This window comes from Bacteroidota bacterium (assembly GCA_016183775.1).
GTDB lineage: Bacteria > Bacteroidota > Bacteroidia > JABDFU01 > JABDFU01 > JABDFU01.
In genome coordinates this window covers 13,584-37,391 of sequence record JACPDY010000013.1, presented here as the reverse complement: position 1 = coordinate 37,391, position 23,808 = coordinate 13,584, and the positions used below count along the sequence as shown (strand labels likewise).

Annotated in this window: 16 protein-coding genes; 12 read left to right on the top strand and 4 right to left on the bottom strand. The window is 39.7% G+C overall.

The features are described from left to right. Positions 1-59: 59 nt before the first annotated feature. Both HYU69_01715 and dnaB read right to left on the bottom strand, forming a co-directional pair. Positions 60-794 carry an SDR family NAD(P)-dependent oxidoreductase gene (locus HYU69_01715; GenBank protein ID MBI2269054.1) on the bottom strand — a complete coding sequence of 245 codons (735 nt, stop codon included), beginning with the start codon at positions 792-794 and terminating at the stop codon, positions 60-62. Positions 795-895: 101 nt separating this feature from the next. Further along, on the bottom strand, positions 896-2,431 hold the full coding sequence (gene dnaB / locus HYU69_01710) for a replicative DNA helicase (protein MBI2269053.1): 1,536 nt from the start codon (positions 2,429-2,431) through the stop codon (positions 896-898). Between the two features lie 254 nt (positions 2,432-2,685). On the opposite strand from dnaB, the gene HYU69_01705 reads away from it, so the two are divergent. Then, a complete protein-coding gene (locus HYU69_01705; protein ID MBI2269052.1) occupies positions 2,686-3,990 on the top strand; it encodes a hypothetical protein in 1,305 nt (434 codons plus the stop codon). Between the two features lie 6 nt (positions 3,991-3,996). Here the strand turns inward: HYU69_01705 and HYU69_01700 are convergent, their stop codons facing one another. Together HYU69_01700 and HYU69_01695 are read right to left on the bottom strand one after the other, a co-directional pair. Continuing rightward, complete coding sequence (locus HYU69_01700; protein ID MBI2269051.1) at positions 3,997-6,585, bottom strand: hypothetical protein; 2,589 nt, start codon at positions 6,583-6,585, stop codon at positions 3,997-3,999. Between the two features lie 319 nt (positions 6,586-6,904). Further along, positions 6,905-10,405: a SprB repeat-containing protein gene (locus HYU69_01695; protein MBI2269050.1), complete on the bottom strand. Its 3,501-nt coding sequence runs from the start codon at positions 10,403-10,405 to the stop codon at positions 6,905-6,907. A gap of 121 nt (positions 10,406-10,526) precedes the next feature. Between HYU69_01695 and HYU69_01690 the strand changes: the two genes are divergently transcribed. The 11 genes from HYU69_01690 to HYU69_01640 all read left to right on the top strand — a co-directional run bounded on the left by HYU69_01690 (position 10,527) and on the right by HYU69_01640 (position 23,724). Then, the gene (locus HYU69_01690) at positions 10,527-12,047 is read left to right on the top strand and encodes a hypothetical protein (protein MBI2269049.1); all 1,521 of its coding nucleotides are present in this window, start codon (positions 10,527-10,529) and stop codon (positions 12,045-12,047) included. A 17-nt stretch (positions 12,048-12,064) separates the two neighbouring features. Continuing rightward, positions 12,065-12,913 carry a 4-(cytidine 5'-diphospho)-2-C-methyl-D-erythritol kinase gene (locus HYU69_01685; protein MBI2269048.1) on the top strand — a complete coding sequence of 283 codons (849 nt, stop codon included), beginning with the start codon at positions 12,065-12,067 and terminating at the stop codon, positions 12,911-12,913. A gap of 93 nt (positions 12,914-13,006) precedes the next feature. Continuing rightward, entirely contained in the window at positions 13,007-13,720 is a 714-nt protein-coding gene (locus HYU69_01680; protein MBI2269047.1) for a 2-phosphosulfolactate phosphatase, read from the top strand. Positions 13,721-13,737: 17 nt separating this feature from the next. Further along, on the top strand, positions 13,738-14,712 hold the full coding sequence (locus HYU69_01675; protein MBI2269046.1) for a S1/P1 Nuclease: 975 nt from the start codon (positions 13,738-13,740) through the stop codon (positions 14,710-14,712). Positions 14,713-14,847: 135 nt separating this feature from the next. Then, positions 14,848-15,594, top strand: coding sequence for a DUF3575 domain-containing protein (locus HYU69_01670; protein ID MBI2269045.1), 747 nt, complete (start codon positions 14,848-14,850; stop codon positions 15,592-15,594). Positions 15,595-15,819: 225 nt separating this feature from the next. Further along, positions 15,820-17,637, top strand: coding sequence for a molecular chaperone HtpG (htpG, locus tag HYU69_01665; GenBank protein ID MBI2269044.1), 1,818 nt, complete (start codon positions 15,820-15,822; stop codon positions 17,635-17,637). A gap of 224 nt (positions 17,638-17,861) precedes the next feature. Then, a complete protein-coding gene (locus HYU69_01660) occupies positions 17,862-18,425 on the top strand; it encodes a LemA family protein (protein ID MBI2269043.1) in 564 nt (187 codons plus the stop codon). Positions 18,426-18,528: 103 nt separating this feature from the next. After that, a complete protein-coding gene (locus HYU69_01655) occupies positions 18,529-18,969 on the top strand; it encodes a TPM domain-containing protein (GenBank protein MBI2269042.1) in 441 nt (146 codons plus the stop codon). An 83-nt stretch (positions 18,970-19,052) separates the two neighbouring features. Further along, positions 19,053-19,793: a TPM domain-containing protein gene (locus tag HYU69_01650; GenBank protein MBI2269041.1), complete on the top strand. Its 741-nt coding sequence runs from the start codon at positions 19,053-19,055 to the stop codon at positions 19,791-19,793. Positions 19,794-20,174: 381 nt separating this feature from the next. Further along, the gene (locus HYU69_01645) at positions 20,175-22,163 is read left to right on the top strand and encodes a tail fiber domain-containing protein (GenBank protein ID MBI2269040.1); all 1,989 of its coding nucleotides are present in this window, start codon (positions 20,175-20,177) and stop codon (positions 22,161-22,163) included. Beyond that, complete coding sequence (locus tag HYU69_01640) at positions 22,138-23,724, top strand: T9SS type A sorting domain-containing protein (protein ID MBI2269039.1); 1,587 nt, start codon at positions 22,138-22,140, stop codon at positions 23,722-23,724. The genes HYU69_01645 and HYU69_01640 overlap by 26 nt, the downstream gene beginning before the upstream one ends. Positions 23,725-23,808: the final 84 nt, after the last annotated feature.

Here is a 23,808-nt window from a genome sequence, read left to right as displayed (position 1 = left end):
TGTTATATCAGTATTACGCAGCACCTCAATTTCGGCACGATGTACATATTGCTCGCATTCTACTTATTCATTATATCAAACACATCCTCTCTCTTAATCCGCAACCCTTTCGCTTTTCCCACAGCAAATTCATAAATATCACCAGCAATAGCAGGCATGGCTTCTTTTAAAAACTCAGCAACGGTAATGCCACTGTGTGTTTGGGTTTTATCAGATATTCTGTCGTGGCCAAGTTCGGTATCAACGCCGGGAGGAGCAATTTCAAATACTTTTATGGATGTCTTTTTAAGCTGGTGACGTAATGTTAATGATAAAGAATGTAATGAGGCTTTTGTAGCACAATACACGGGTATGGAAGCGAGAGGAGCAAAGGCTAAGCCGGAGGTAATGTTTATTATAGCGGACTCGTTTTTTGTTTTTAAAAGTTCAATAAATAATGAGCTTAAGTGCAGCGGTGCAATTAAATTTGTGTCGATCTCCAAGCTCACCTTTTGCATATCCAGCGGCACTGCAATTTCTGTGTTTAACTGAACTCCTGCATTGTTTATTAACACATTTATATCAGAATGGTTTTCTTTGATCCAGGAATAGAGTTCCTCCCGCTGTTGTGCAACAGACACATCACATTTACGGGTAATAATTTCGGGGTGTTTCTCTTTTACTTTGTTAAGCCTGTCTTCTCTGCGCCCGCAAATGATAATTTTATTTCTGAGCTTCAAAAATTCTTCCGCAAATCCCAACCCGATCCCCGCGGAACCTCCGGTGATTAATATGGTGTTGTTGGTTGTTTGCATGTTAGTTTGATGCGCTCCCCTGTTCTCGACAAGCCCGAACTGACTATCGCGCGCTTGTCAGTTCGAGCTTGTCGAGAACGTGCGAAGGTGTGAGATCATTTTTAGAACGGTTCCTCCTCAATATCATTCATCTTCGATCCGCGTGTAATAGTATTTTGAGGAGGTGAGTTGTCAAAATCCGCGGAAGGTTCAATTCCCGCAGATGCATTGTAGTTAAAGTTGTTTGATTCCATATCAGTAAACTTGGCCAGGCGATCAATGAATTTAAGATTGACGCTTGTAGTTGGTCCGTTACGGTGTTTGGCAATAATAATTTCGGCCACGCCATTCGTAGGGTTGCCAGCCGCATCTTCTGTTAAACCATAATATTCCGGACGGTGGATGAAAATTACCATGTCTGCATCCTGCTCAATAGCGCCTGATTCACGTAAGTCGGAGAGCTGCGGTTTTTTATCTCCGCCGCGTGTTTCAACAGCACGACTTAATTGAGAAAGCGCGATTACAGGTATCTCTAATTCTTTAGCAAGGCTTTTAAGCGAACGAGAAATGGTGCTGATCTCTTGTTCACGGTTAAAGCTTTTGTTATCGCCGCCGGCATGCATAAGCTGAAGGTAATCGACAATGATCATGCTTATGTTGTGCTGCTGCTTGAGTCGTCGTGCTTTTGCGCGTAACTCAAACACAGACAGGGCAGGGGTGTCGTCGATAAACAAAGGAGCTTCCGCCAGCTTATGTATTTTGGAATTCAACTGTTGGAATTCATGATCTTCCAATTGTCCCTTTTTTAATTTTTCGGCCGATATTTCCGCTTCGCTGGCTATTAAACGATTCACCAATTGTACAGAGGACATCTCAAGTGAGAATACCGCTATCGGTCTTGTAAAATCAACTGCCGCATTGCGTGCGAGTGAAAGTACAAGAGCGGTTTTACCCATGGCAGGCCGGGCCGCTATAATGATCAGATCGGATTTTTGCCAACCGGATGTTGCCCGGTCAAGTTCTGTAAAGCCGCTTTCGACGCCGGTAACACCTGTTTTCGCGTTACGAGCTGTTTCGATTTGTGAAATGGCCAAACCGATCAATGAACTCATTTTGTCGTAATTCTTACGGATACTGCCTTCAACGACAGAGTAAAGATTTCCTTCGGCTTTGTCGAGCAGGTCGAATACATCCGACGTCTCTTCATACGCGTCGCGGATAGTTTCGGTGGAGATGCGGATTAACTCGCGTTGAATGTATTTTTGTACAATGATACGCGCATGAAACTCAACGTTAGCAGCCGATGCGACACGGTTGGTGAGCTGTGTGATATAATATGCGCCGCCGGCAAGATCAAGCTCCCCTGTTTTTTTCAGTTCCTGGGTTACAGTTAAAATATCAACGGGTTCAGACTTTTCGAACAGCCGGTGTATTGCGCCGAATATGCGCTCATGCGATTCCTTGTAAAAACTTTTAGGTCTTAAAATATCGATCACATTGGTAACAGCGTCTTTCTCAAGCATCAGGGCACCCAATACCGCTTCTTCCAATTCAACAGCCTGGGGAGGCATTTTCCCGATCTCATTCAACTGCTGACTGATTAATCCCGGTTTAGTGGTTCTTCTGCGTGAACTGTCTTTTACATCTACTTCGGCCATTTTAATTCTATTATTTTAAATATGTCTATATTTTTCTTTTTCTTTCAACCTTCAACTTTGAACCTTGAACCTTGAACCTTGAACCTTGAACCTTTTTCAAGGAAGCCAAATGTAGTTTATTCATTCATGCGGTTATTAACATTAGGTCAACATGATTTGAACAAGCCGAAACTTAGCAAAAAATAAAAATGGGTTCAATTCTCGAATCAAATCCGATTTCTTAAGTTATGGATTTTTAATTGTAAATTTAATAGATGCGGAAAGGACTTATTAACATTATTCCCGGTTTCATTTTAATGATGTTACTTATCCAATGTAAGAAGGATAGCGACATTGTTCCGCCAGTTGTAAAAATTTTATCGCCTTATGAAAATCAGATATTCAGCGTGTATGATATATTCACAATTAAAGCCGATATCAGTGATGATAAGCAGTTAACCTCCGTAAATATTAAGCTGTTAAATGAACAGCAGGCCATAATGCAGGTTCCTGTAACATTCACCGCAAGCGGCAAGAAGCTGGCACTCGACCGTAAGTACGAGCTGTATGATATACATTTACCAACGGGTTATTATTACCTGCGTATTGAAGCAACGGATGGAGTGAATTCTGGAGTTGGATACCTGAAGATATTTATTCACGAGGCACCCACATTCAGAACCGGCATTTATGCCATCACCCGATCTTCCTCTCTTTTAAATATAGTTAAGATCGATTCTTCGTTTAATGCGTTGAATAAATTGAGTTATACAAGTGATTATGCCGGCTCAGGAATAAGTTCGTATTACAGGTGTTTATATGTGAGTGGAAATTATACCGGAGCAATAAAAGGCATTGACCTGGAAAGTAATACTGTTAAATGGTTAGTGGATCCTGTGATCTCCGGAGATCCATGTTTCACTTCTTTATACAACAAAGGTGACCGGAATTATGTTTCGTATTATTCAGGTTTTGTAAAGGCGTACGATCATTATGGGATATCGACCTACGAGACACTGCCCGTACCCGCAGGATTTTACCCAATAAAGGTTGTTGAGAATGGGAGCCATGTTTTGGTGGAAGTGAAGGACAAATCCGGCCCGACAAAAAAACTGGTGACTTATCTTTCAGCTACAGGACTTGGGATACAGGAGATCTATATGTACAGAGATGTGGTGGATTATTTGATGAAAAATTCTAACGAGGTATTCGTTTTCAGTAATAACAGCGGACAGGGTACGATGGAAGTGTATGACATTGCAAACAATAGTTTTTTTTCCCCACATGCTTTGAACACAGGTAAAATATGGTCGGCCGTGCAGATCGATGCTGACAATTATCTCATTGGACATGATGATGGCATTATATATCGCTACCAATATTCGCAAAACAGTTTAACAACGTTGGTGAGTGGTGTAAAAGCTTACAGGATGAGGTATGATGTTGTGAATAATCAGTTAATTGTGGCTCAGGCAAAGGATGTGAAACTGTATACTTACTCTCCCTCTGTTACTACCCTTGACAACACAGTCGCTTTAGCCGACAGTATCCTTGATATACACATTTTGTTTAACAAGTGATTTGCATCATGGCGCAGTTAGGTTCACATTTATGCTGCAGCCGTTTTTGTCTTTAATATTTATGGTGTAATTACCCGGGCAAAGTTGGCTCTTGTACCTGTTCACATATCCATCAGGCCATAGGTAGGAGTATGGGCTTGTGCCCCCGATTGCGTTTATCATGATCCATTCTTTGCAACTGCAGCCTGTGCAGTTGGAACTACCTTTGGCATACTGTACCGAAAGGGGTGGGGGTGAAAGAACATCTGCAGATGCGGTGTTAGTACAACCATTTTCATCTGTAACTGTTACGCTGTATGAACCGGCTGAGAGCCCTGAAGCTGTTTGGCCGACTGTACCATTACTCCAGTTGTAAGTTAGCAAGCCTGACCCACCAGACGCTGTAACGACTGCATTCCCATTTGAATTTCCACAGGAGGAATTGGTAATTGTAATTATGGGACTGTTTATCGCCGGAAGGGGAGAAAGTGTAAAAGTTGCCGTTGTTGATGTGCCGGATGCATCCTTGATTGTTACGGTATATGTCCCTGCAGTAAGGTTATTCAATGTATTTGAAGGGGCGTTTGTAGTTGTGCTGGCTCCTGTGCTCCAGGAATAGGTATAGGATGGGGTTCCATTTGTAACAACGACGGTAGCGCTTCCGTTATTGTCTCCGCCGCAAGGAACATTTATTTGTGATATGTTTGCTGAAAGCACTCCACAAGAGTTAACAGTAACCAGTACGGTATCGCTTAGGCTACCACATAATGCATTCATTGTCACAATATATTTAGTTGTAACTGTCGGGGTAGCCACAGGCGCTGTGCAATTTGTGCAGCTCAGACCTGCGGATGGCTGCCAGGAATAATTGCTTCCTCCTGTCACATTTAACACGACACTCCCTCCCGAACAGAGAACAGTGTCTTCCCGTGCTGTTATCAAACAAGCTGCCTGCATATCAATAGAGCTTAAAAACCCTTTCCCACATGCTATTATTTCAGAATTTTTACCAATACATAATCCGTAAACTGTATCCGAAACAGCGGCGCTCGTTATCAGATTAAGATTGCGGTCGTACTTATGAACTTTTTTACCACTTCCAACAAATACATTGCCACAGCTATCGACTGCGATGCCTGAATTAAATTCACTTCTCCCATTGGGAATAACTACCGAGTCCAAAGGAGAACCGGTTCCAATATCGCGTTTAAAAAGGGTGGCTCCATCAGAGGTATAAATGGCACACTTATTTACCGCAATTCCATTTATCGCACCATATCCAAGCGGAGCATACCCTAATTTATCGTAGGTTAGTTTATAGCTGCTTGAAACTGAATAAATAATTGCAAGATTAGGATCAAGAGCGATTAATTTGCCTGCTGTATATGTCCCGGAAAAAAAGTCTTTTGTTCCATGTGTTAAACAATAATAATTGCCGTTGGCAGCGGATGCGGTTGAGCGAATTTCGTTTTGGGCATGCGATGTAGTTGAATTTATCGCTCCGTTCAATAGGTTTACGTCCATTCCCTTACATGTTCCGGAGCCGCCAAATATTTTAAGTTTGCTGTGGATGTTATTATATGTTATCGTCCAGTATTCCCATACCAGATTTCCGTTTCCGGTGGTATTTGTCCAAACGCTAACGCCTCCCGGACTTACTTTTTGAATGTTGATCATGTCGGTAATTGTTGCGTTACCCCCAGGTTCAACAACCAGGTCTCCATAAAAAAAATTATTGTTGGCGCTCGTAAATGACCAGATTAAAGTACCCGATGAGTTATACTTTAATAGCGTATATGGAGCATTACCGCCATATACATATATATTTCCTGCGTTATCTCTTTCAACATCATAAGCTTTATTTGAGCCGGGTAAAATTGGAGTAGTCGTCCAGGGATCAATTGTAATTGTCCGGGATCTGTCATATTCAGCTGTTTTAAAGTTTATAATATTTCCATCCAGGTTGAAGGAAGAGGGAATAATGGTTTGGTCATCATTGTAAAATGTTATTGGCGCACTATCAACAATATCTCCTGCGATAGCAGTAATGCGAATTGTGCCATTTTCTTCAATCCGAATGTTCTTTTGTCCGGTAAATTGAATTTTAACAGCATTAATATCTGCGCCCGGGTGAAGGATCAGAGAATACTTGATCCCATTTTTCTCATGTATTGAATACTCAACATCAATTCCCGGATATAAATTTTTATAAATGATTTTTTTAAAGCCATTGCTTATAATAGTAGAATTTGTTTCGGGAATAAAATAATTATAAGATCCGGCTACTTTGTTCTCGGCAACTATTTTAACATCCGGATTCGCATTTATCCAAGTCATTGTTATTTCTTCCGTAACACTCACCATGTTTTTTATGTGGTCTTCATCTTCGCTCACGTTCCTCATTTTCCTTTTTATGTCGGAGGCCTTTTGTTTAGAATCCGGCATTGTAATAAGATATGTTAAACCTGAAGGCTCAAAAAATACCCGGGTTCCGTAATTATTAAGTTCATATTGAATTTTATTGTTTCCCTTGTTTTTGCCTGGAATAAATTGGCCTTTATTTTCCACAAAAGCTGTAGCCCGTCCAAAGTCCGTATGCCATTTTTGTTTTGGCATTGTTTGAGAGCAAAGTGTGAGCAAAGAAAAAATGAAACTTAATACAGCTAAAACAAGTCGGGAATATATTCCTTTTGATAATTCTGAAAAAGACAGGTTCATTATAATGAATTAGCTATTTAATAATGACAAATCTAACAAAATGAGGAAGAAAAAGGAACTAAAATTCGTTCAGTCAGAATGAAATCTATGGAGCCCTAAAGGTTCATATTTATACTTCAGCCATTTTTATGGCTTACTCCCTTGCCTTCGCCGAAACGGCTATATTCAGGCAGACCGATTTCCACAATGGAAAGAGGGTTGATTTGTGTAACAGCTATCATGGTGCATTTACTAATACATATATGTTACAACCATTTTTATCTGTAATCTGTATGTTATATGCTCCCGGGCAAAGTTGATTCTTGTATCTTTTGACATATCCATCCGGCCAGGTATAGGAATACGGACTTGTACCTCCTGTCGCTGATACCAATAGCCATTGTTTGCAGCCGCATGCTGTACAATTGGCTGTGCCTTTTGAAAATTGACCAAGGAGTGCAGGGGGAGATAATATTGTCGCAACGGAAGTTGCTGTGCAGCCTTTGCTGTCAGTAATGCTTACTGAATATATACCTGAGGATAAACCTGAAACCGAGGAACCTGAAAACCCGTTACTCCAACTATAGGTATATGGTAAAGTTCCGTTGCTTCCTGTTGCTAAAACGGAACCGTTCGTTCCACCATCGCAGGTAATGTTGGTTGGAGTGGTTGTGGCAGTTACTGTGGGGTTTATTGTTGCTATTGCGGTAGAAGTAGCTGTGGCTCCTGTATTGTCGGATATGGTTACTGTGTATGTTGTTGTCGAGGCAGGACACGGATTGATATTTTGAGTAGTGGCACCCGTGTTCCATAAGTAGGTATATGGGCCAGTACCATTACTTGCGGAGGATGTTACGGATGCACATGAACCGGAACAAACCGAACTTCCTGTTGCGGTTACAATGGTGCCGGAGCAATTTACTACAGTAACCGTGCTTGTTACCACAGCCCAACAGGTACCGTCAGTATTTCTTTGAGTAATGGTGTATGTTCCTGCTGTTAAGAAGGTATATGAAAAGGCAATAGTATTCCCGTTTTTAATAGAAGGGGTATTAACGGACCAGTAATGAAATATATTAGTGCCTGTAGAACCGGTATTTGTGAAGTTGACCATTGTGCCCGCACAAATTGTACCTGTTGGAGATTGTGTGAATGTAGCTGTAACAGTGTTTACTGATGCGGCAATAATGGCAGTGTCTGTTTTAACACAACCTGTATTAAGTTCTGTTACTATTACTGTGTATATTCCGGGAGGTGTGTTTATCAAACTCTGGGCTTGTGAACCCACACCTCCGATTGGGTTCCAGGAGTATGTATACATGCCGGTACCAGTTGTTGCGACAGTAGCTGTACCATTGTTTGCCCCGCATGATGTAGTTTTTCCGGTGGCCGAAATAGTGAAGGGGGCAGATTGAGTAATTGTAAGAATGGTTTTTATGGTGCACCCGCTTGCATCGGTAACCGATACAGTATATGCGCCCGCATTTAAGCCCGTAGCCGAAGCGCCTGTTTTCCCTGAAGGGGACCATGAATAAGTATAAGGTGATGTTCCTCCTGTAACAGATATAGTAGCGACCCCGTTGTTTGCTCCGTTACAGATCGGAGATGCAGAGGTGCTTGAAACGGCAAGGCCGGTTGTTGTGGTGATCGTAACTGTAGATGTAACAACTGCTCCTTTTCCGCTTCCCAAACAACTGCCAGGAATACTATTGTCGGATACAAACACAGTATACGTGCCTGCAGCCAATCCTGTGGCCGTTTGAGTAGTCTGTCCATTGCTCCACAGATATGAATAGGAGCCACTCCCGCCGGTCACTGTTGCAGTTGCCGTTCCGTTGTTAGTGCCGGCTCCGCATGAAACGGGAATGGTGTTAACTGTTAAAGTTAACGGAGGCTTAGGACAAGAGACTATTGTGGAGAATGATTTAACAAAACCAATACCGCATGCGTAGAGCGTATTATTAGGAGCCAACTTTAGATCGACGGGGGTATTTGGAACCGAGAACGTATTTATTTGAGAAAGAGCCGAGTTGTATTCTTTTATTGATCCTGCATTGGTAAGATAATTCCCAACACCTGCGTAAACATTATCGCAATCATCGGCAGCAAGTCCCCCTGCACTGTATATGGTTCCGCCTGTATTCACCTGTGCAATAAATGCACCTGTCGTTTTATTCCATTTTTTCAGTATGGAACCATCATAGGTATAAACAAAATTCGGACTAATTGCAATACCATTAAACGCAAATCCTCTTGTATTGCTTGTTGTACCCATTACTGAATTGTGCGTACCAAAATAGTTGGCATTCCCTGTTTCAACAAAGCCATATCCTGTTGGGACAGAAAAGGTGGAGGGGATGATCGTTGAAACAGGAGCTTTGAAAAGTTTGTTAGCTTGTGCTGTGCTCCCTGATGTCGGGATCCCGGGAATGAAATAAAAATAGTTTGGATCATAATCATCTTGTGCTAAGAGATTTATATCATTAAACGGGCAACAGGAAGCAACTGCATTTTTTGGAGATATTATCACGTTAAAATTTGTATCGAGAATCGCGGATTGATTGGTTTGAGCTGTACCACCTCCTCCAATGATCAATTTATTGATACATCTGTTGTAATCAAGCCTGATGATCTCAAGCATAGTGGCTCCGAAGCCTGCAAAGGAACCTGTTAAATTACCTGCTGTATTTATTTTAAACATTCGGGCTCCTGTTGTGCTGCCATTTCCGCCAAATCCATCTGAATAATACGTTGTGCCGCTAACTTCATCTGTAGCAATATCGCCGTGATAGTTTTCACTGAAAAGTGAATAGACCCACTGAATGACTCCGCCGCTATTGAATTTTATTAATTGCGGAGATTTTAGCGATCCGCCGTATACATATACGTTTCCTGAAAGATCATATTCCACTTCATAAGCCGAATTAAAGATTGAAAAATTCGGATTTGTCAGCCAGGGGTCAATTATTAATGTTTTCGAACGGTCATAGTTGCCATTAAGTGTAAAGCCTACTTCATCACCATTAACATTAAATGAGGAGTTCACAACAGATCTGTCCGATTCATAAAAGCTAAAAGGGGTATGATCGGTAAAATTTCCAAAATCACTTTTAATAATAATATTTCCCAACCTGTCGGGTGTAATGCTTTTTGCATTTTTATATTTCATTTTAATTTTTGAAATGTCGGCTCCCGGTTGAAGGGTGAGTGTATATTTCAAGCCTCCCTGTTCATGAAATATGTATTCAACATCTATCCCTGGATATACGTTTTTATAAATAAGTTTTTTGTAGGCTGAGGCTTTAAAGGATGATCTGTCATCACCATAGCAATAATATTCGGTGGCGATATTTTCAGAAATTAACTTCACCTCTGGATCTGCACCTTCCCATTCCATATCGAGGGTATAGCTATATATTTTCTTGTTTTTTACTCTTTCCATTTCCCGTTCTGCTTCATTTTCTTTTCTTTCGTTCTCCTTTTCTTCAGGAAATTCAGTTTTATCAAAATGATAAGTTAAGCCTTTAGCTGTGAAATAGATCTGTACCCCGTGATCAATTCCGCCAAAAAGAATACGGGAGCAGGTCCTTTTGTCAATTTTGTCAAACTGCCCCTTGTTTTCAATAAATACATTATGTTCAAATGGGTTTGTAACGAAGCCATTGATACCTGAAAAAACAGTGTGGCATAACAGTAAAAGGGCTAATGTAATCAGGCGGGCATATTTCATCGAATGCATTTTTCTCTAAAGTTCATCTATTTAAAACAGAAAGTCAACCCAATATTTCCCAATATTCAGGTGAGTACGGAAAGGTAATCGGAAAAAAACAATTATATTCGGTATAACATTGGTTAAAGGTATGGCAAAAACATCATCCGACGAATTGTACAAGTTGATAAAATCCTTGTCAAAGAGGGAAAAGATATATTTTAAAGTACACCTGAAATCTGTTGATGGTACTGTGCCTGTTTATATGCAGTTATTTGACTTTATTGATAATCAAAAGCAAAATGACGATGCACTTATTTTGAAGCGATTTAAAGGACTTAATATCCAGCGATTATCCGCGCAAAAAAAATACCTACATGATAAAATACTTGAACAGATCAGTTTTTTAAATAATGGGCCGGTTAAAATCATTTCCGATCTGCTCGTAAAAGCGGATATGTTGTATGATAAGGCGTTATACAGGCAGTCGAATGCATTAATAAAAGAGGCAAAAATGCTGGCTGTTAAATTGGAATTATTCCCCGAGCTATTAATTATACTGGATTTTGAGCGGAAACTGATCGTAAATATTACTCCCGACACGGCTGTTTTGGAAAAAAATTACCGTGATAATTTTAACGAAAAAAAAACCACTCTTAAAAATATAGCTGATCTCGAGACATATCAGCAATTAAACGATAAGATATTTATCTCTCACTTTTCTCAATCCAGGCTAAGAGATAATGCACATCTGAAAGAATTGAAAAAGTATGTCAAACATCCCTTGCTGAATATAATCCCCGGTGACCTTTCATTAAAAGTAAAGGGACTGATATATTCGACGAAGAGTATTTTATTGGCTTCATTAAATGATTATAAGAACAGCTATAAATGGAGCAGGGAAAAGCTGAATGTGACTGAACAATTGACTGAAAGGGGTTTGTATTACACGGAAAATTATATAAAAACACTTGCTAATTATATTCTTGCATGTTTTTATGTGAAGAATTATAAAGAAGCCCTGCAAGCCATCGAAAAGCTTAAACAGGTAAAGGCCGTTGAGAAAACACTGGATGGGATAAAGAACGATTATGTTTATACCAATACAATATTTTTACATCTTGCAACTTTTCAATACTCAAAAATAATTCTGCTTGAAAAGGAAGTTGAAAGTGTATTTGCCCGTTTCGGAGATATAATAAATAACAAGCGACGATCTGTGATCTGTTTTTATATGGCTTTCGCGTATTTTTGCGGGAGTGATTTTGCGGGATCAAAGAAATGGGCCCTGAAAATTATTAATGAGGTGAGAGATTCGGAGGCAAAAGAATTTGTTAGCGCCGCAAGGGTCTTGTTGCTTTTTGTATATTATGAATCAGAAGAATTGAATTTCATGCAATCACTTGTAAAAAACATATACCGGTTTTTTAAAACGAGGGACCATTTATATAAAACGGAAAAACTTTTGCTTGCCTTCATGAAAAAGGATATTTATAAAATAAACAGCAGGGAAGAAGAGAAGCGCGCCTTTTTAACGCTTAAGGCTAGATTAGCTGAAATAATAAAAGATCCCTTAGAACAGAATTTTCTTAAGATATTTGATATTCTTTCCTGGATCGACAGTAAAATAGAGGACCGCTCCCTTGCGGAAGTGTTGAAGAGAAAGAAGTGATTTTTATAATCTGATTTATGGTTTGTTTTCCTAATGCTAAAATAAATATCGGACTAAATGTTATAAAGAAACGTTCCGATGGTTACCACGACCTCGAAAGTGTTTTTTATCCTATTGCTTTATGTGATATATTGGAAGTGATAGAGAATCCGCGAGCCTCAGAGCCTGTTGAGTTTTATTCCACCGGTATTTCTATTCCCGGGAGCGTGAATGATAATCTGTGTATCAGGGCCTATAATATGATTGTGAAGGACTATCAGTTACCTAAAGTGAAAATTCATTTGCATAAGATCATTCCGATCGGAGCCGGCCTTGGTGGAGGTTCGTCTGATGCAGCTTTTTTTATTAAGTTGCTGGATGAAAAATTTGAGCTTGGATTAAGCTGGGGTGAGCAGCATAACTATGCCCGGCAATTGGGCAGCGATTGTTCTTTTTTTGTTATTAATAAACCTGTGTTTGCCGAGGAAAAAGGTGATAAATACGAAAGGATTGAACTTGATCTGAATGGATATTATCTGGTACTGGTCTATCCAAACATACATGTTAATACCGCCAATGCTTATGCCGGTCTTGTCCCAAAGAAGCCGGTTTCGTCATTGGAAAATGATGTGCTAAAGTTGCCGGTTGCCAAATGGAAGAGTGTGGTTAAAAATGATTTTGAAGAATCTGTATTTGCAAAATATCCTGTTGTGAAAAATCTAAAACAATCATTGTATAGACATGGCGCTGTTTATGCTTCTATGAGTGGTAGCGGTTCGGCGCTATACGGGTTGTTTGAAAAGGCAGTTGATCTGGGAAATGAGTTCAAGGATTGTTTTGTGTGGATGGAAAAGGTTTCAGGTTCAAAGTTTCAGGTTCCGGGTTAAATATATTCCTCATAAATTTAATTAAACACCGATCTGCATGTGCAAACAAACTTGTAACTTGAAACCTGAAATCAGTCAACCTGAAACCAAACAATGAATCAAATAGAAGTATGTTTCACCCCTAATAATTTTTCTCTGTTTTACAATGAGAAGGCCATTGTTGTTGTCATCGATATTTTGAGAGCTACTTCCGCAATCTGTACTGCCTTTCATCATGGCGTTGAAAAAATAATTCCGGTTGCCACTGTTGATGAGGCCAAGGCCTATCTTGCTAAAGGGCACTTAGCCGCCGCTGAACGAAATGGTGAAGTAGTTGAAGGGTTTACACTTGGCAATTCTCCTTTCAGTTATATGAGTAATGATATTAAAGGCAAAACACTGGCATTGACCACTACAAACGGTACGCTGGCCATTGAAGTGGCGAAACATTCGCATAAAATAGTTATCGGTTCGTTTTTAAATATGGCTGTGCTTGCTCAATGGCTGATCAAAGAAGGTAAAGATGTTATTCTCCTTTGTGCTGGCTGGAAAAATAAGTTTAACATCGAAGATTCTATGTTCGCAGGCGCGGTTGTTAAAAGCCTTTTAGCTTCGGATAAATTTGTTACCACGTGCGATTCGGCTGTTGCATCGCGGTATTTATATGAGCGTGCCGAAGGTAATTTGTATGATTTCCTGGAGTGTTCCTCTCATCGCCGAAGGCTTGAAAAGTTAAAACTTGAAAAAGACATTCGTTATTGCCTTACACCCGATTCTGCCCCCGTTATTCCTGTTTTGCAGGGTAATTGCCTGGTTAAGATGGTTTGAATTCTAACGTATTTATCATGCGTAAGTTTTTATTTGCCACATTAATTATTTTTCTTCTTGGTCTTATTATAAGACCTTTCGCTTTTTCCTGGGGATTTTTTGCGCATAAACGGATTAACCGTATGGCTGTATTTACCCTGCCTCCGGAAATGATCGGCTTTTATAAAAAACATATCGACTTCATTGCCGAGCATGCAGTTGATCCTGACAAGCGAAGATTCCGGAATGTGAATGAAGCCCCGAGGCATTATATTGACATTGATCATTTTGGTGTTTCACCATTCGACTCAATGCCGCAACAATGGAGCAAAGCGGTTGAGAAATACTCTGAAGATACATTGAAAGCTCACGGCATCCTGCCCTGGCACCTGGAGCGTATGTTGAATAATTTAACAGATGCCTTTAAGGAACAGGATGCACAAAAGATCTTGCACGTTTCAGCTGATCTGGGTCATTACATTGCAGATGCGCATGTGCCATTGCACACCAGTCAGAACCACGACGGGCAGCTCACTAAACAAAAGGGCATTCATTCTTTTTGGGAGTCACGCATACCTGAGCTTAAGGCGGACAGTTACGATTATTTTGTTGGCAGGGCCGGTTACGTTGATAAACCAAAGGATATGATCTGGAAAATTATAAAGGCGAGTCATGCTGAAGTGGATTCGGTTTTACTATTTGAAGCTAAGTTGAATGGGGAGTATGCGCAGGATAAAAAATATTCTTTTGTAAACAAGGGAAAAAAGACCGTTAAAAGTTATTCTGAATCTTATACGTTGGCCTATGATAAAATGCTAAACGGAATGGTTGAGCGAAGAATGCGCAGCGCCATTCATATGATTGGATCTTTTTGGTATACAGCCTGGGTCAATGCCGGCCAGCCTGACCTCGGAAAATTAGATGATAAAACCGTTCGTGATCCTGTAGTAAAAAAGGAGGATAGTGTCGCGGTTAGAATCGGTGTTGAAATTTTAAAGGGGCATGAGGAGTGAGGGGGGCGGTTGTTAGTTGTTAGGTGTCAGTGATCGGTAATTGGTATCTTTTTAGCACCTAACAACCAACAACCAACAACCAATCTCTCCCAAAAATGTATTACTTTCGCTAAAACGATCTTAAAACAAAGGACTATGAACAAGAAACTACTTATCATTTCATTCGCTGTTTTGGCTCTGTTCGCTAAGAAGGTAGCTGCACAAGAAGCACAGGAGTATGCAAAAAATATTGTAAAGCTTAACCTTTTTGGGTTAGGTGTAAGCAATATTTCATTACAATATGAACGGGCGCTGCACAAAAATATTTCAGTGGCTCTTCAGGCTGGTTTTATCCCTTCTCATGGCTTACCTTCACAAATAAGTTCAGCTGTGCCTTCAGATGTAAGCAGTATTAAAATTTCAGGATTTAATATATCTCCTGAATTTCGCTGGTATCCGGGTAAAAAAGCTGTAAAGCAGGCTCCGCGCGGATTTTATATCGCTCCATACCTTCGTTATTCAAGTTATACTGCTGCCGGTTCATTTACCTATGATGATTCTACATACTATCCTGCTTTTATCCAGAAAAAGGTCGCTTCAATGAGTATTACTTATGCGGGATTAGGTTTTGGCGGCATGATAGGTTATCAGTGGGTAATAAACAACAAGATATCCATTGACTGGTGGATAGTAGGCGGTCATGGTGGTGCCAGTAAGGTAACCGCGCGCGTAGATGCTGAAAATGCGGGACAAAATGATGATATCAGGAAAAATCTTGAAGAGATGGATGTAAATGGTGCTACAAAAACAATAACGATGTCAGGCAATACTGTAAAACTGGAAGTTGCCGGGCTGCCTTTCGCGGGTATGCGAACGGGATTGTGTATTGGTATTGCATTTTGATCATAGTTAATAAACTTTTGGAAAATGTATTCTGTAATGGAAGGCATTTTTGTCTAGCCCGTGTGTTCTGAGTTCCTGCGGGAATCGAAGGGTATTTATGCCTGTATAGGTTTTGCATCTTTCCCGGAAGACAGGCATTTGCGACAGTTTGTCAGTTTATTGTTGCTGGCACATGGTTTGACATAAGAAAGCGTAAATTTAAACCCATTTAAACCGTATATCAATATGAGTACCGGAAAGATCAATGTACAAACCGAGAACATTTTCCCTATTATTAAAAAATTCCTTTATTCCGATCACGAAATATTTTTGCGTGAATTGGTTTCAAATGCTGTGGACGCCACGCAAAAGGTAATTGCTATCTCCAAGTTGGGCGAATTCAAAGGTGAAGTTGGTGAAACCGCCATCGAAATAAGTATTGATAAAAAGGAGAAGACCATTACCATTAAAGATAAAGGTATCGGTATGACGGCTGAAGAGGTTGAAAAGTATATTAACCAGGTAGCTTTTTCAGGTGCCGAAGAGTTTGTGCAGAAGTATAAGGATAAAACCGATGTAAATAATATCATAGGTCATTTTGGTTTAGGCTTTTATTCTTCTTTCATGGTGTCTTCTAGGGTGGAAATAATTACAAAGAGCTATAAAAGTGAAAAAGCTGTTCACTGGGAGTGCGATGGCAGTCCCGATTACAAAATAGAAGAACACAAACGTAAAAAGAGAGGTACTGATATTATTCTTCATATCGCGGAGGATTCAGTTGAATTCCTTGAGCCGTCACGTATACAAACACTTTTAACCAAATACTGCAAGTTTTTACCCGTTGAAATTAAATTCGAGGATAAGGTTATTAATAACACACAACCGGCCTGGACAAAAGCGCCCACCTCTTTAACAGATGAGGATTACAAAAAGTTTTACAAGGAGCTTTATCCGATGACGTTTGAAGATCCCTTGTTCCACATTCATCTGAATGTTGATTATCCTTTTAATCTCACGGGTGTTTTATATTTTCCTAAAATAAAACAGCGTTTCGAAACACAAAAAGACAAGATACAATTATACTCACGCCAGGTTTTTATTACCGATGAGGTTGAAAATATTGTGCCTGATTTTTTAATGTTACTGCGTGGAGTGCTTGATTCACCGGATATTCCTTTGAATGTATCCCGCAGCTATTTGCAAAGTGATGGTAATGTGAAAAAGATAAGCACACACATCACCAAAAAAGTTGCCGATAAGCTGGAAGAGTTGTTTAAGAAGGATAGAAAAGATTTTGAATCCAAATGGGAGGATATTAAGGTTTTCATCGAGTACGGCATGTTGTCGGATGAAAAATTCAATGAGCGCGCGAAGAAATTTGCCATGTTTAAAACGACAGATGGCAAGTTATATACAATGGATGAGTTTGCCGAAAAAATAAAACCTTTACAAACAGATAAAGACAAACGTTTAGTGTACTTATATACAACCAATGAAGTTGAGCAGCATAGTTTTGTTGAAACAGCAAAAAGCCGCGGATATGAAGTACTGGTGCTTGACACGGCGATCGATTCACATTTCGTTAATTTTCTTGAAACCAAACTGGAGAATGCCAGTTTTGTTCGAGTGGATGCGGATACTATTGACAGGTTGATCAAAAAAGAAGAGGCCCAGCGATCGAAATTAACAGAACAACAGCAGAATGCATTAAAACCAATTGTTGAAAAAGTTGTTCCTAAAGAAAAATTCACGGTTGTGTTTGAAAGCCTTAGTGAAAAGGACAGTCCGATACTTGTTACTCAACCCGAATTTATGCGTCGTATGAAAGATATGAGCGCACTTGGTGGCGGTGGGATGGGTTTTATGGGTGCGGCTCCCGAAATGTATAATCTGGTTGTAAACTCAAATCATCCGCTCATAAGTAAAATAGTTGCGGAGGCTGACGCTTCAAAGCAGGAACAGCTGACAAAACAAGCTACAGATCTGGCACTTTTATCGCAAAATCTTTTAAAAGGAGAAGAACTTACAAAATTTATTAAACGAAGCGTGGACTTGATAGGATAGAAGTTATTAAGTTATTGAGTTATTCAGGTAGAAATTTGAAAATAATAACCAATTAACCCAATAACTCAATAACCCAATAACCCAATAACCCAATAACCCAATAACTCAATAACCCAATAACTCAATAACCCAATAACCCAATAACTCAATAACCCAATAACTCAATAACTCAATAACCCAATAACTCAATAACCCAATAACTCAATAACTAACCAACTAACAAAATGAAAAAAAATTTAATAATAATTGGAGGTGTCTTAGGATTTATCTTCGTCATCTTTATGATGTACAGAAATTCTTATAACACTGCGGTAACTTTGCAGGAAAATGCGGTAGCAAAATGGGGTGATGTAGGTGCCATGTATCAGCGAAGAGCAGACCTGGTACCACAATTGGTGGCAACGGTAAAGGGTGCAGCCGCGAATGAGCAAACGATACTCACTAAAGTTACTGAAGCGCGTGCCGGAATAGTAAGTGCCAGGACCCCCGAGGATATGGAGATTGCCGGAAAAAAGATAAATACAGCGATCAACCTGGCTTTTGAAGCTTATCCCCAGATCCGATCCACTGAAAATTTTGGCGCTCTCCAGGCTCAATTGGAAGGAACGGAGAATAGGATAGCTGTTGCCCGCCAGGATTATAACGATGCAGTTAAAAGTTACAATTCGCATGTACGTGGTTTTTTTAACAGCATGTTTTTAAATAAAGATGTATTTGCTAAAAAAGAACCATTTAAGGAAGCTGCCGGAACGGAAGTTGCTCCAAAAGTGGATTTTGAAAAGAAGTAGTATTTGAAGGTAGTTATCAGTTGATAAACTATTGAGTTATTTAGGCTGTACCCATGTTTATGAACCCAATAACTCAATAACTAAATACCCCAATAACTTATCCATGCCTACTGCAAAAGATTTTTTTACACTTCAACAGCAGGACGCTCTTAAGCAAGCGATAATTGACGCAGAGGATAACACTTCCGGCGAAATACGATTGCATATTGACAATAAGTGTCCCGGCGAGCCAATGCAAAAGGCGGTTGATGTCTTTGCCATACTTAAAATGCAAAAGACCGAACTCCGGAATGGAGTTTTATTTTATCTCGCTGTGCAGGACAGGAAATTCGCTATACTTGGTGATGCAGGTATCCATGCAGTTGTTCCTGATAATTTCTGGGACAACATCAAATCAGAAATGCAAAGCTATTTTAAAGAAGAAAAGTTTACCGAGGGATTATGTATTGCAATTGGAAAAGCGGGTGAGCAATTAAAAAAGCATTTTCCCTATAAGCAAAACGACGTGAATGAATTAAAAGACGAAGTATCCTTCGGCAAATAACTCCCCTCTTTGTATGGCCTTGTGTGTAGGCGAGGGGGGTAGCGTAGGCTTATGTGTTTGCGGGGGTGTGTTATTTCCAATTTATGATAAAATCAATTAAATACATATTAGTTTTTCTTTTTAGTACATTCAACTTTTTATTGAATGCGGCTGATAGTAATGGTTTGCCCGAAAAGCCAAATCCTCCCCGTCTTGTAAATAATTTATCAAAAGAGTTCCCCGATTTTATATCCGCTTCCGAACAAAATGATCTGGAGCGGAAGCTCTTACATTTTAATGATAGTACTTCCAATCAAATTGTAATTGTTATTGTCGATGATCTGAATGATATGGATCCCGAACAGTTTGCGACAGGTGTAGGCAGAGCCTGGGGCATTGGTCAGAAGGACAAGGATAATGGAATTGTAATATTGGTTAAGCCTACAGGGGGCAAAGGAGATCGAAAAACTTTTATAGCGGTTGGCAGGGGTCTGGAAGGAGCAATTCCGGATATTATTGCCAGGCGTATTGTTGATCGGGAGATCATTCCACATTTTAAGGCAGGTGATTTTTATGGAGGTTTAAATACCGCGACGGATGTATTAATGAGCCTTGCAAAGGGAGAGTATAATTATAAAGATTATCAGAAACAACATCGTACTGAAAAGTATATGCCCGTAATAATTGTTATAGCAGTTATACTTCTGATTATTTTCAGCACATTAGGAAGACGTTTTTCCGGTTATACAATGGGAAGGCGGGGTATGTATCATGGCGGCACATTTTTTGGTGGTGGTCGGAGGACGTTCATCAGGAGGCGGCTTCGGAGGCTTTGGAGGCGGTAGTTTCGGAGGCGGTGGGTCGGGGGGAAGCTGGTAATATTTATATTACAAATAAATTTTTCAAACGACCTTATTTTTTTGGATTACTAATGCGATATAATAGAGCATTGGTCGGGATGTATTGTGTATACATCGTTAATTTTTTAATCTGTTTGTTATCAACATATTGTGTATATTTTTTGCTTTAATTATGTAACTTTATTGTGAGTTATTGCGTACACATGGCGTGTATAAGGTGTTTTTTGGTTTTGTGAGTAGAGATTGGGTATAAATACCAATGAATATTAGTAGGAGTTAATACCAGGCAGTCAACAAGAATGCCAAATGCCGAGGTATAAGTATCTATTGGAACTAGAACAGTATTAATCAGTAAATAAAAAGGCGATGAAACAGACAAAACTTACGTTATCAATAGTAGCAACCACATTATTCGTTTTTTTGTTAAGTCCAATGGCAGATGCCCAGGGCTTTGGAATTGGAACACCTAACCCTACCGAAATCCTTCATTTATTAAAGAATGGTGATGCCGCTGTTCGTTTCCAGGGACAAACATCAGGCGGTGGCGCAACAGACGGCCCTCAGAGTCCTACTGTGGGAGCAAGCGCGGGTGGCGGTTCAGTGGCATGGACAAGTCCGACAAATATATACCTTAATGATGGTGTTAATTACGCCACAGCAACAACTGGTGTTTCCCAGTATCTTAAAGCTACAGGATTTAATTTTTCAGGAATACCGGTAGGTGCTTCAATTGATGGAATTGAGGTTACTGTAGATCGCAGCAGAAATGATATTACTTATGTTGCGCCGTTAAGCGCATGGACCTTTGATGATGATCCTTCGTTTACACTGGACGCAGGTACAGGAACGAATCGGTTAGTTGTGCTTTTTGTCGGTACAATTGAAGCTTCTGCTTACCAGACTGTTTCATCGGTTACTTTTGGTACACAAAGTATGATATCAGCAGGGATGGTGGCTCAAAATAACGGTGATGGTGAATGGGTAAATTTTGAAGTATGGTACCTGCCTGAAACACTTATCGCAGCTGCCGGAACAGGAGTGCAAACAGTTACTGTTAATGGAACAGGAGGATCTGATTCGCAGTTATTTGCTATTGCCTCTTTCCAGAATGTTGATCAAACTAATCCCATTTCAGATACAGAGCCGCGATCTGCTACCACTACAAATCCGCTTTCATTCAGTTCCGCTCTTAGTTGTGTTAAGGGCGACCTTGTTCTTGCAGGTGCTTTGGCAAGTGACGATACTAATTCAAATCTGGATAATGATAATACTGATGATAACTTTGATAATACCCCGGCCGGGTATACAGAAGTTGGTGATATCAGTGATGACCAGGGAGGAAATGATGAAGACGAATTGGCAATGAGTATAGTTCAAAAAGCTGATATACCGGCTACACAAACGGAAAATCCGGCTTTCGATTACCAACCGACAGCGGATGACGACCCAACCAACTTTTTAATTGAAGGGATTGTGCTCCATAGCGTCAGAACCGTTTACGATACAGAAGTAAAGCTTATTAAGGCGGATGGAACGGTTGCAGGAAGTAATAAAGCCGCTACTTCAACCGATTGGCCTGCCGCGGACGCTTCCGTTACTTATGGATCCAGCACCGACATTTGGGGACTTAGCTGGACTGATACAGATGTTAAAGATGCTGATTTTGGTGTTGCTCTTTCCGTTACCGCAAATAATGCTACTGCCAATGTCGACCATGTTACAGTTAAAATTTACTATACTCCATCAGGCAATTACACAAATTTTGCAATAGGTATTGATCAAAGTGCCTCTGGTAATTTTGTAATCTCTAATAATGCTTCACTGGGTACGAATGATCGTATAATTATTGATGCCGCCGGAAAAGTTGGTATTGGAAGGGTGCCATCTGCCAATATGTTTGAAGTGGAAGGAGATGCTTCAAAAACTACCGCAACTGCCTGGTTAGCCAATTCTGATAAAAAAATAAAAACCGATATTAAAGACATTGAGAGTGCCATCGAAACAATTAAACTATTACGTCCTGTTACATTTAAATACACAAATGAGTATAAGTTAAAGCATCCTTCGGTAAAAAGCTACAATTATTACAATGTAATTGCACAGGAGTTTAAAAATGTTTTTCCTGATTTTGTTAAAGATGATGGTGAAGGCTTGTTGCAGGTGGATACATATCCGGCTCTTATTGTAGCCATTGCTGCGATTAAGGAACAGCAAAAAATAATAGATGGACTTAAGTTAAAGTTGGAGGAGACTTCTGCTAGGGCCGCTAAATGTGATGCGCTGGAAATACGGATTTTAAAAATTGAGGACATGTTAAACACGTTGAAGAATGTTTCTGTGGAAGCTAAAAAATAAAGCAATTGATCTTTTGTTTGATATGTTGCAAATAAAACTACATTATTGTTTCGCGTATATATTGGGAATTATTTTCCTATGTCATCCGCTAAATGCACAACTTATAGCATATAATGACGGATTGGCCGTTGTGACCGTTGCATCGGGTACATTAATCACGATACAGGGAGGCTTGACCAGTAAACAGAATGGAGTAGACGGTCAGATCGACAATCAGGGTACAATACAACTTACCGGCTCTGTTATAAATAATAATTCTTCCGCAAATATTTTTCTTACGTCTGTTTCCGGCACAGTTATTCTTAACGGAACATCTATGCAAAATATTGGCGGTTCCGTTGTAAGTGATTTTTATTCATTGAATATTAATAATACCAGCGGGCTATCGAATGGAATTACATTAGACAAAAGTATTACGGTAACCAATACTTTGGATCTTAATACCGGTGTGATAAATACTTCGTCTGCTAATATTATTACACTTAACGATGGCGCAACAACATCTATTGGAAATGATAGCAGTTATATTGATGGGCCTATGAATTATAAAATGGGTATTGCTTCATCACGGACATTAAATATGCCTCTTGGGAAAAACAATGACTGGCGACCGGTTGAACTCACGCCCACTCATAGTGCCTCAACCGTTTATACATATACGTCCGAATTATTTAATGGTGATGCAAATAATTTAGGAAACACTTTGCCGGGTACTTTTGACCATGTTTCTCATCTGCATTATTACCAGATAAGCCGTTCAAGTGTATCTGATTTAACCGGTGCTGTCATTAAAATATATTACAGCGCGACAAATGGAACAGATGACAAAGTACTTGATTCGCCTAATTTGGGTGTTGCCAAAAGCAATGGTTCAGGCGGCTGGGTTGATTATACATCGGGAGCCGGTAGTGCTAACGGTACTGGCAGTATTACCTCCGCGAGTTTTACTTCTTTCAGTCACTTTTCTTTAGCGAACAAAATCGGATCAAATAATCCTTTACCTATCGAATTATTAATGTTCTCTGCAAAGCCAAATAAAAGCGTGGTTGATATAAATTGGTCCACTGCAACTGAAATAAATAATGACTACTTTACAATAGAACGTTCTTCAGACGGATTAAACTTTGAATCGATCGCCAAAGTCGCCGGTGCGGGTAACAGCAGCAAAAAATTAAATTACTCAACAATAGATCAGAAGCCGTTAATGGGTGTTTCCTATTACAGGTTAAGGCAAACCGATTATGACGGGAAATACAAGCACAGTGATCTTGTAGCTGTTGAGTTTAATCCCTCCGAAACTTTATTATTTACAATTTATCCCAACCCGGCATCTGCGGGTGAAGCACCTCAGTTAAAATTTAATTCAGATGAAACAAAAAATGTATTGGTAGTTGTATTTGATGCTGATGGTAAAGAAGTGTTTTCTAAGGTTACAATTGTAGAAAAAGGTCCTGATCAAGTAGTGGCGATTGATCCTTCCAATATTTTGCCTGCAGGTATATATGTTATTTCGGCTTCATCCGACAATACGATGTATAGGCAGAAATTGATTATCAAATAAAAATAGTGCTTCTTTTTTACGTGAAAAAATAAAGTATAACTCATTTTTCATAGGAATACCATTGTAAATCTATCCTTCAAATAT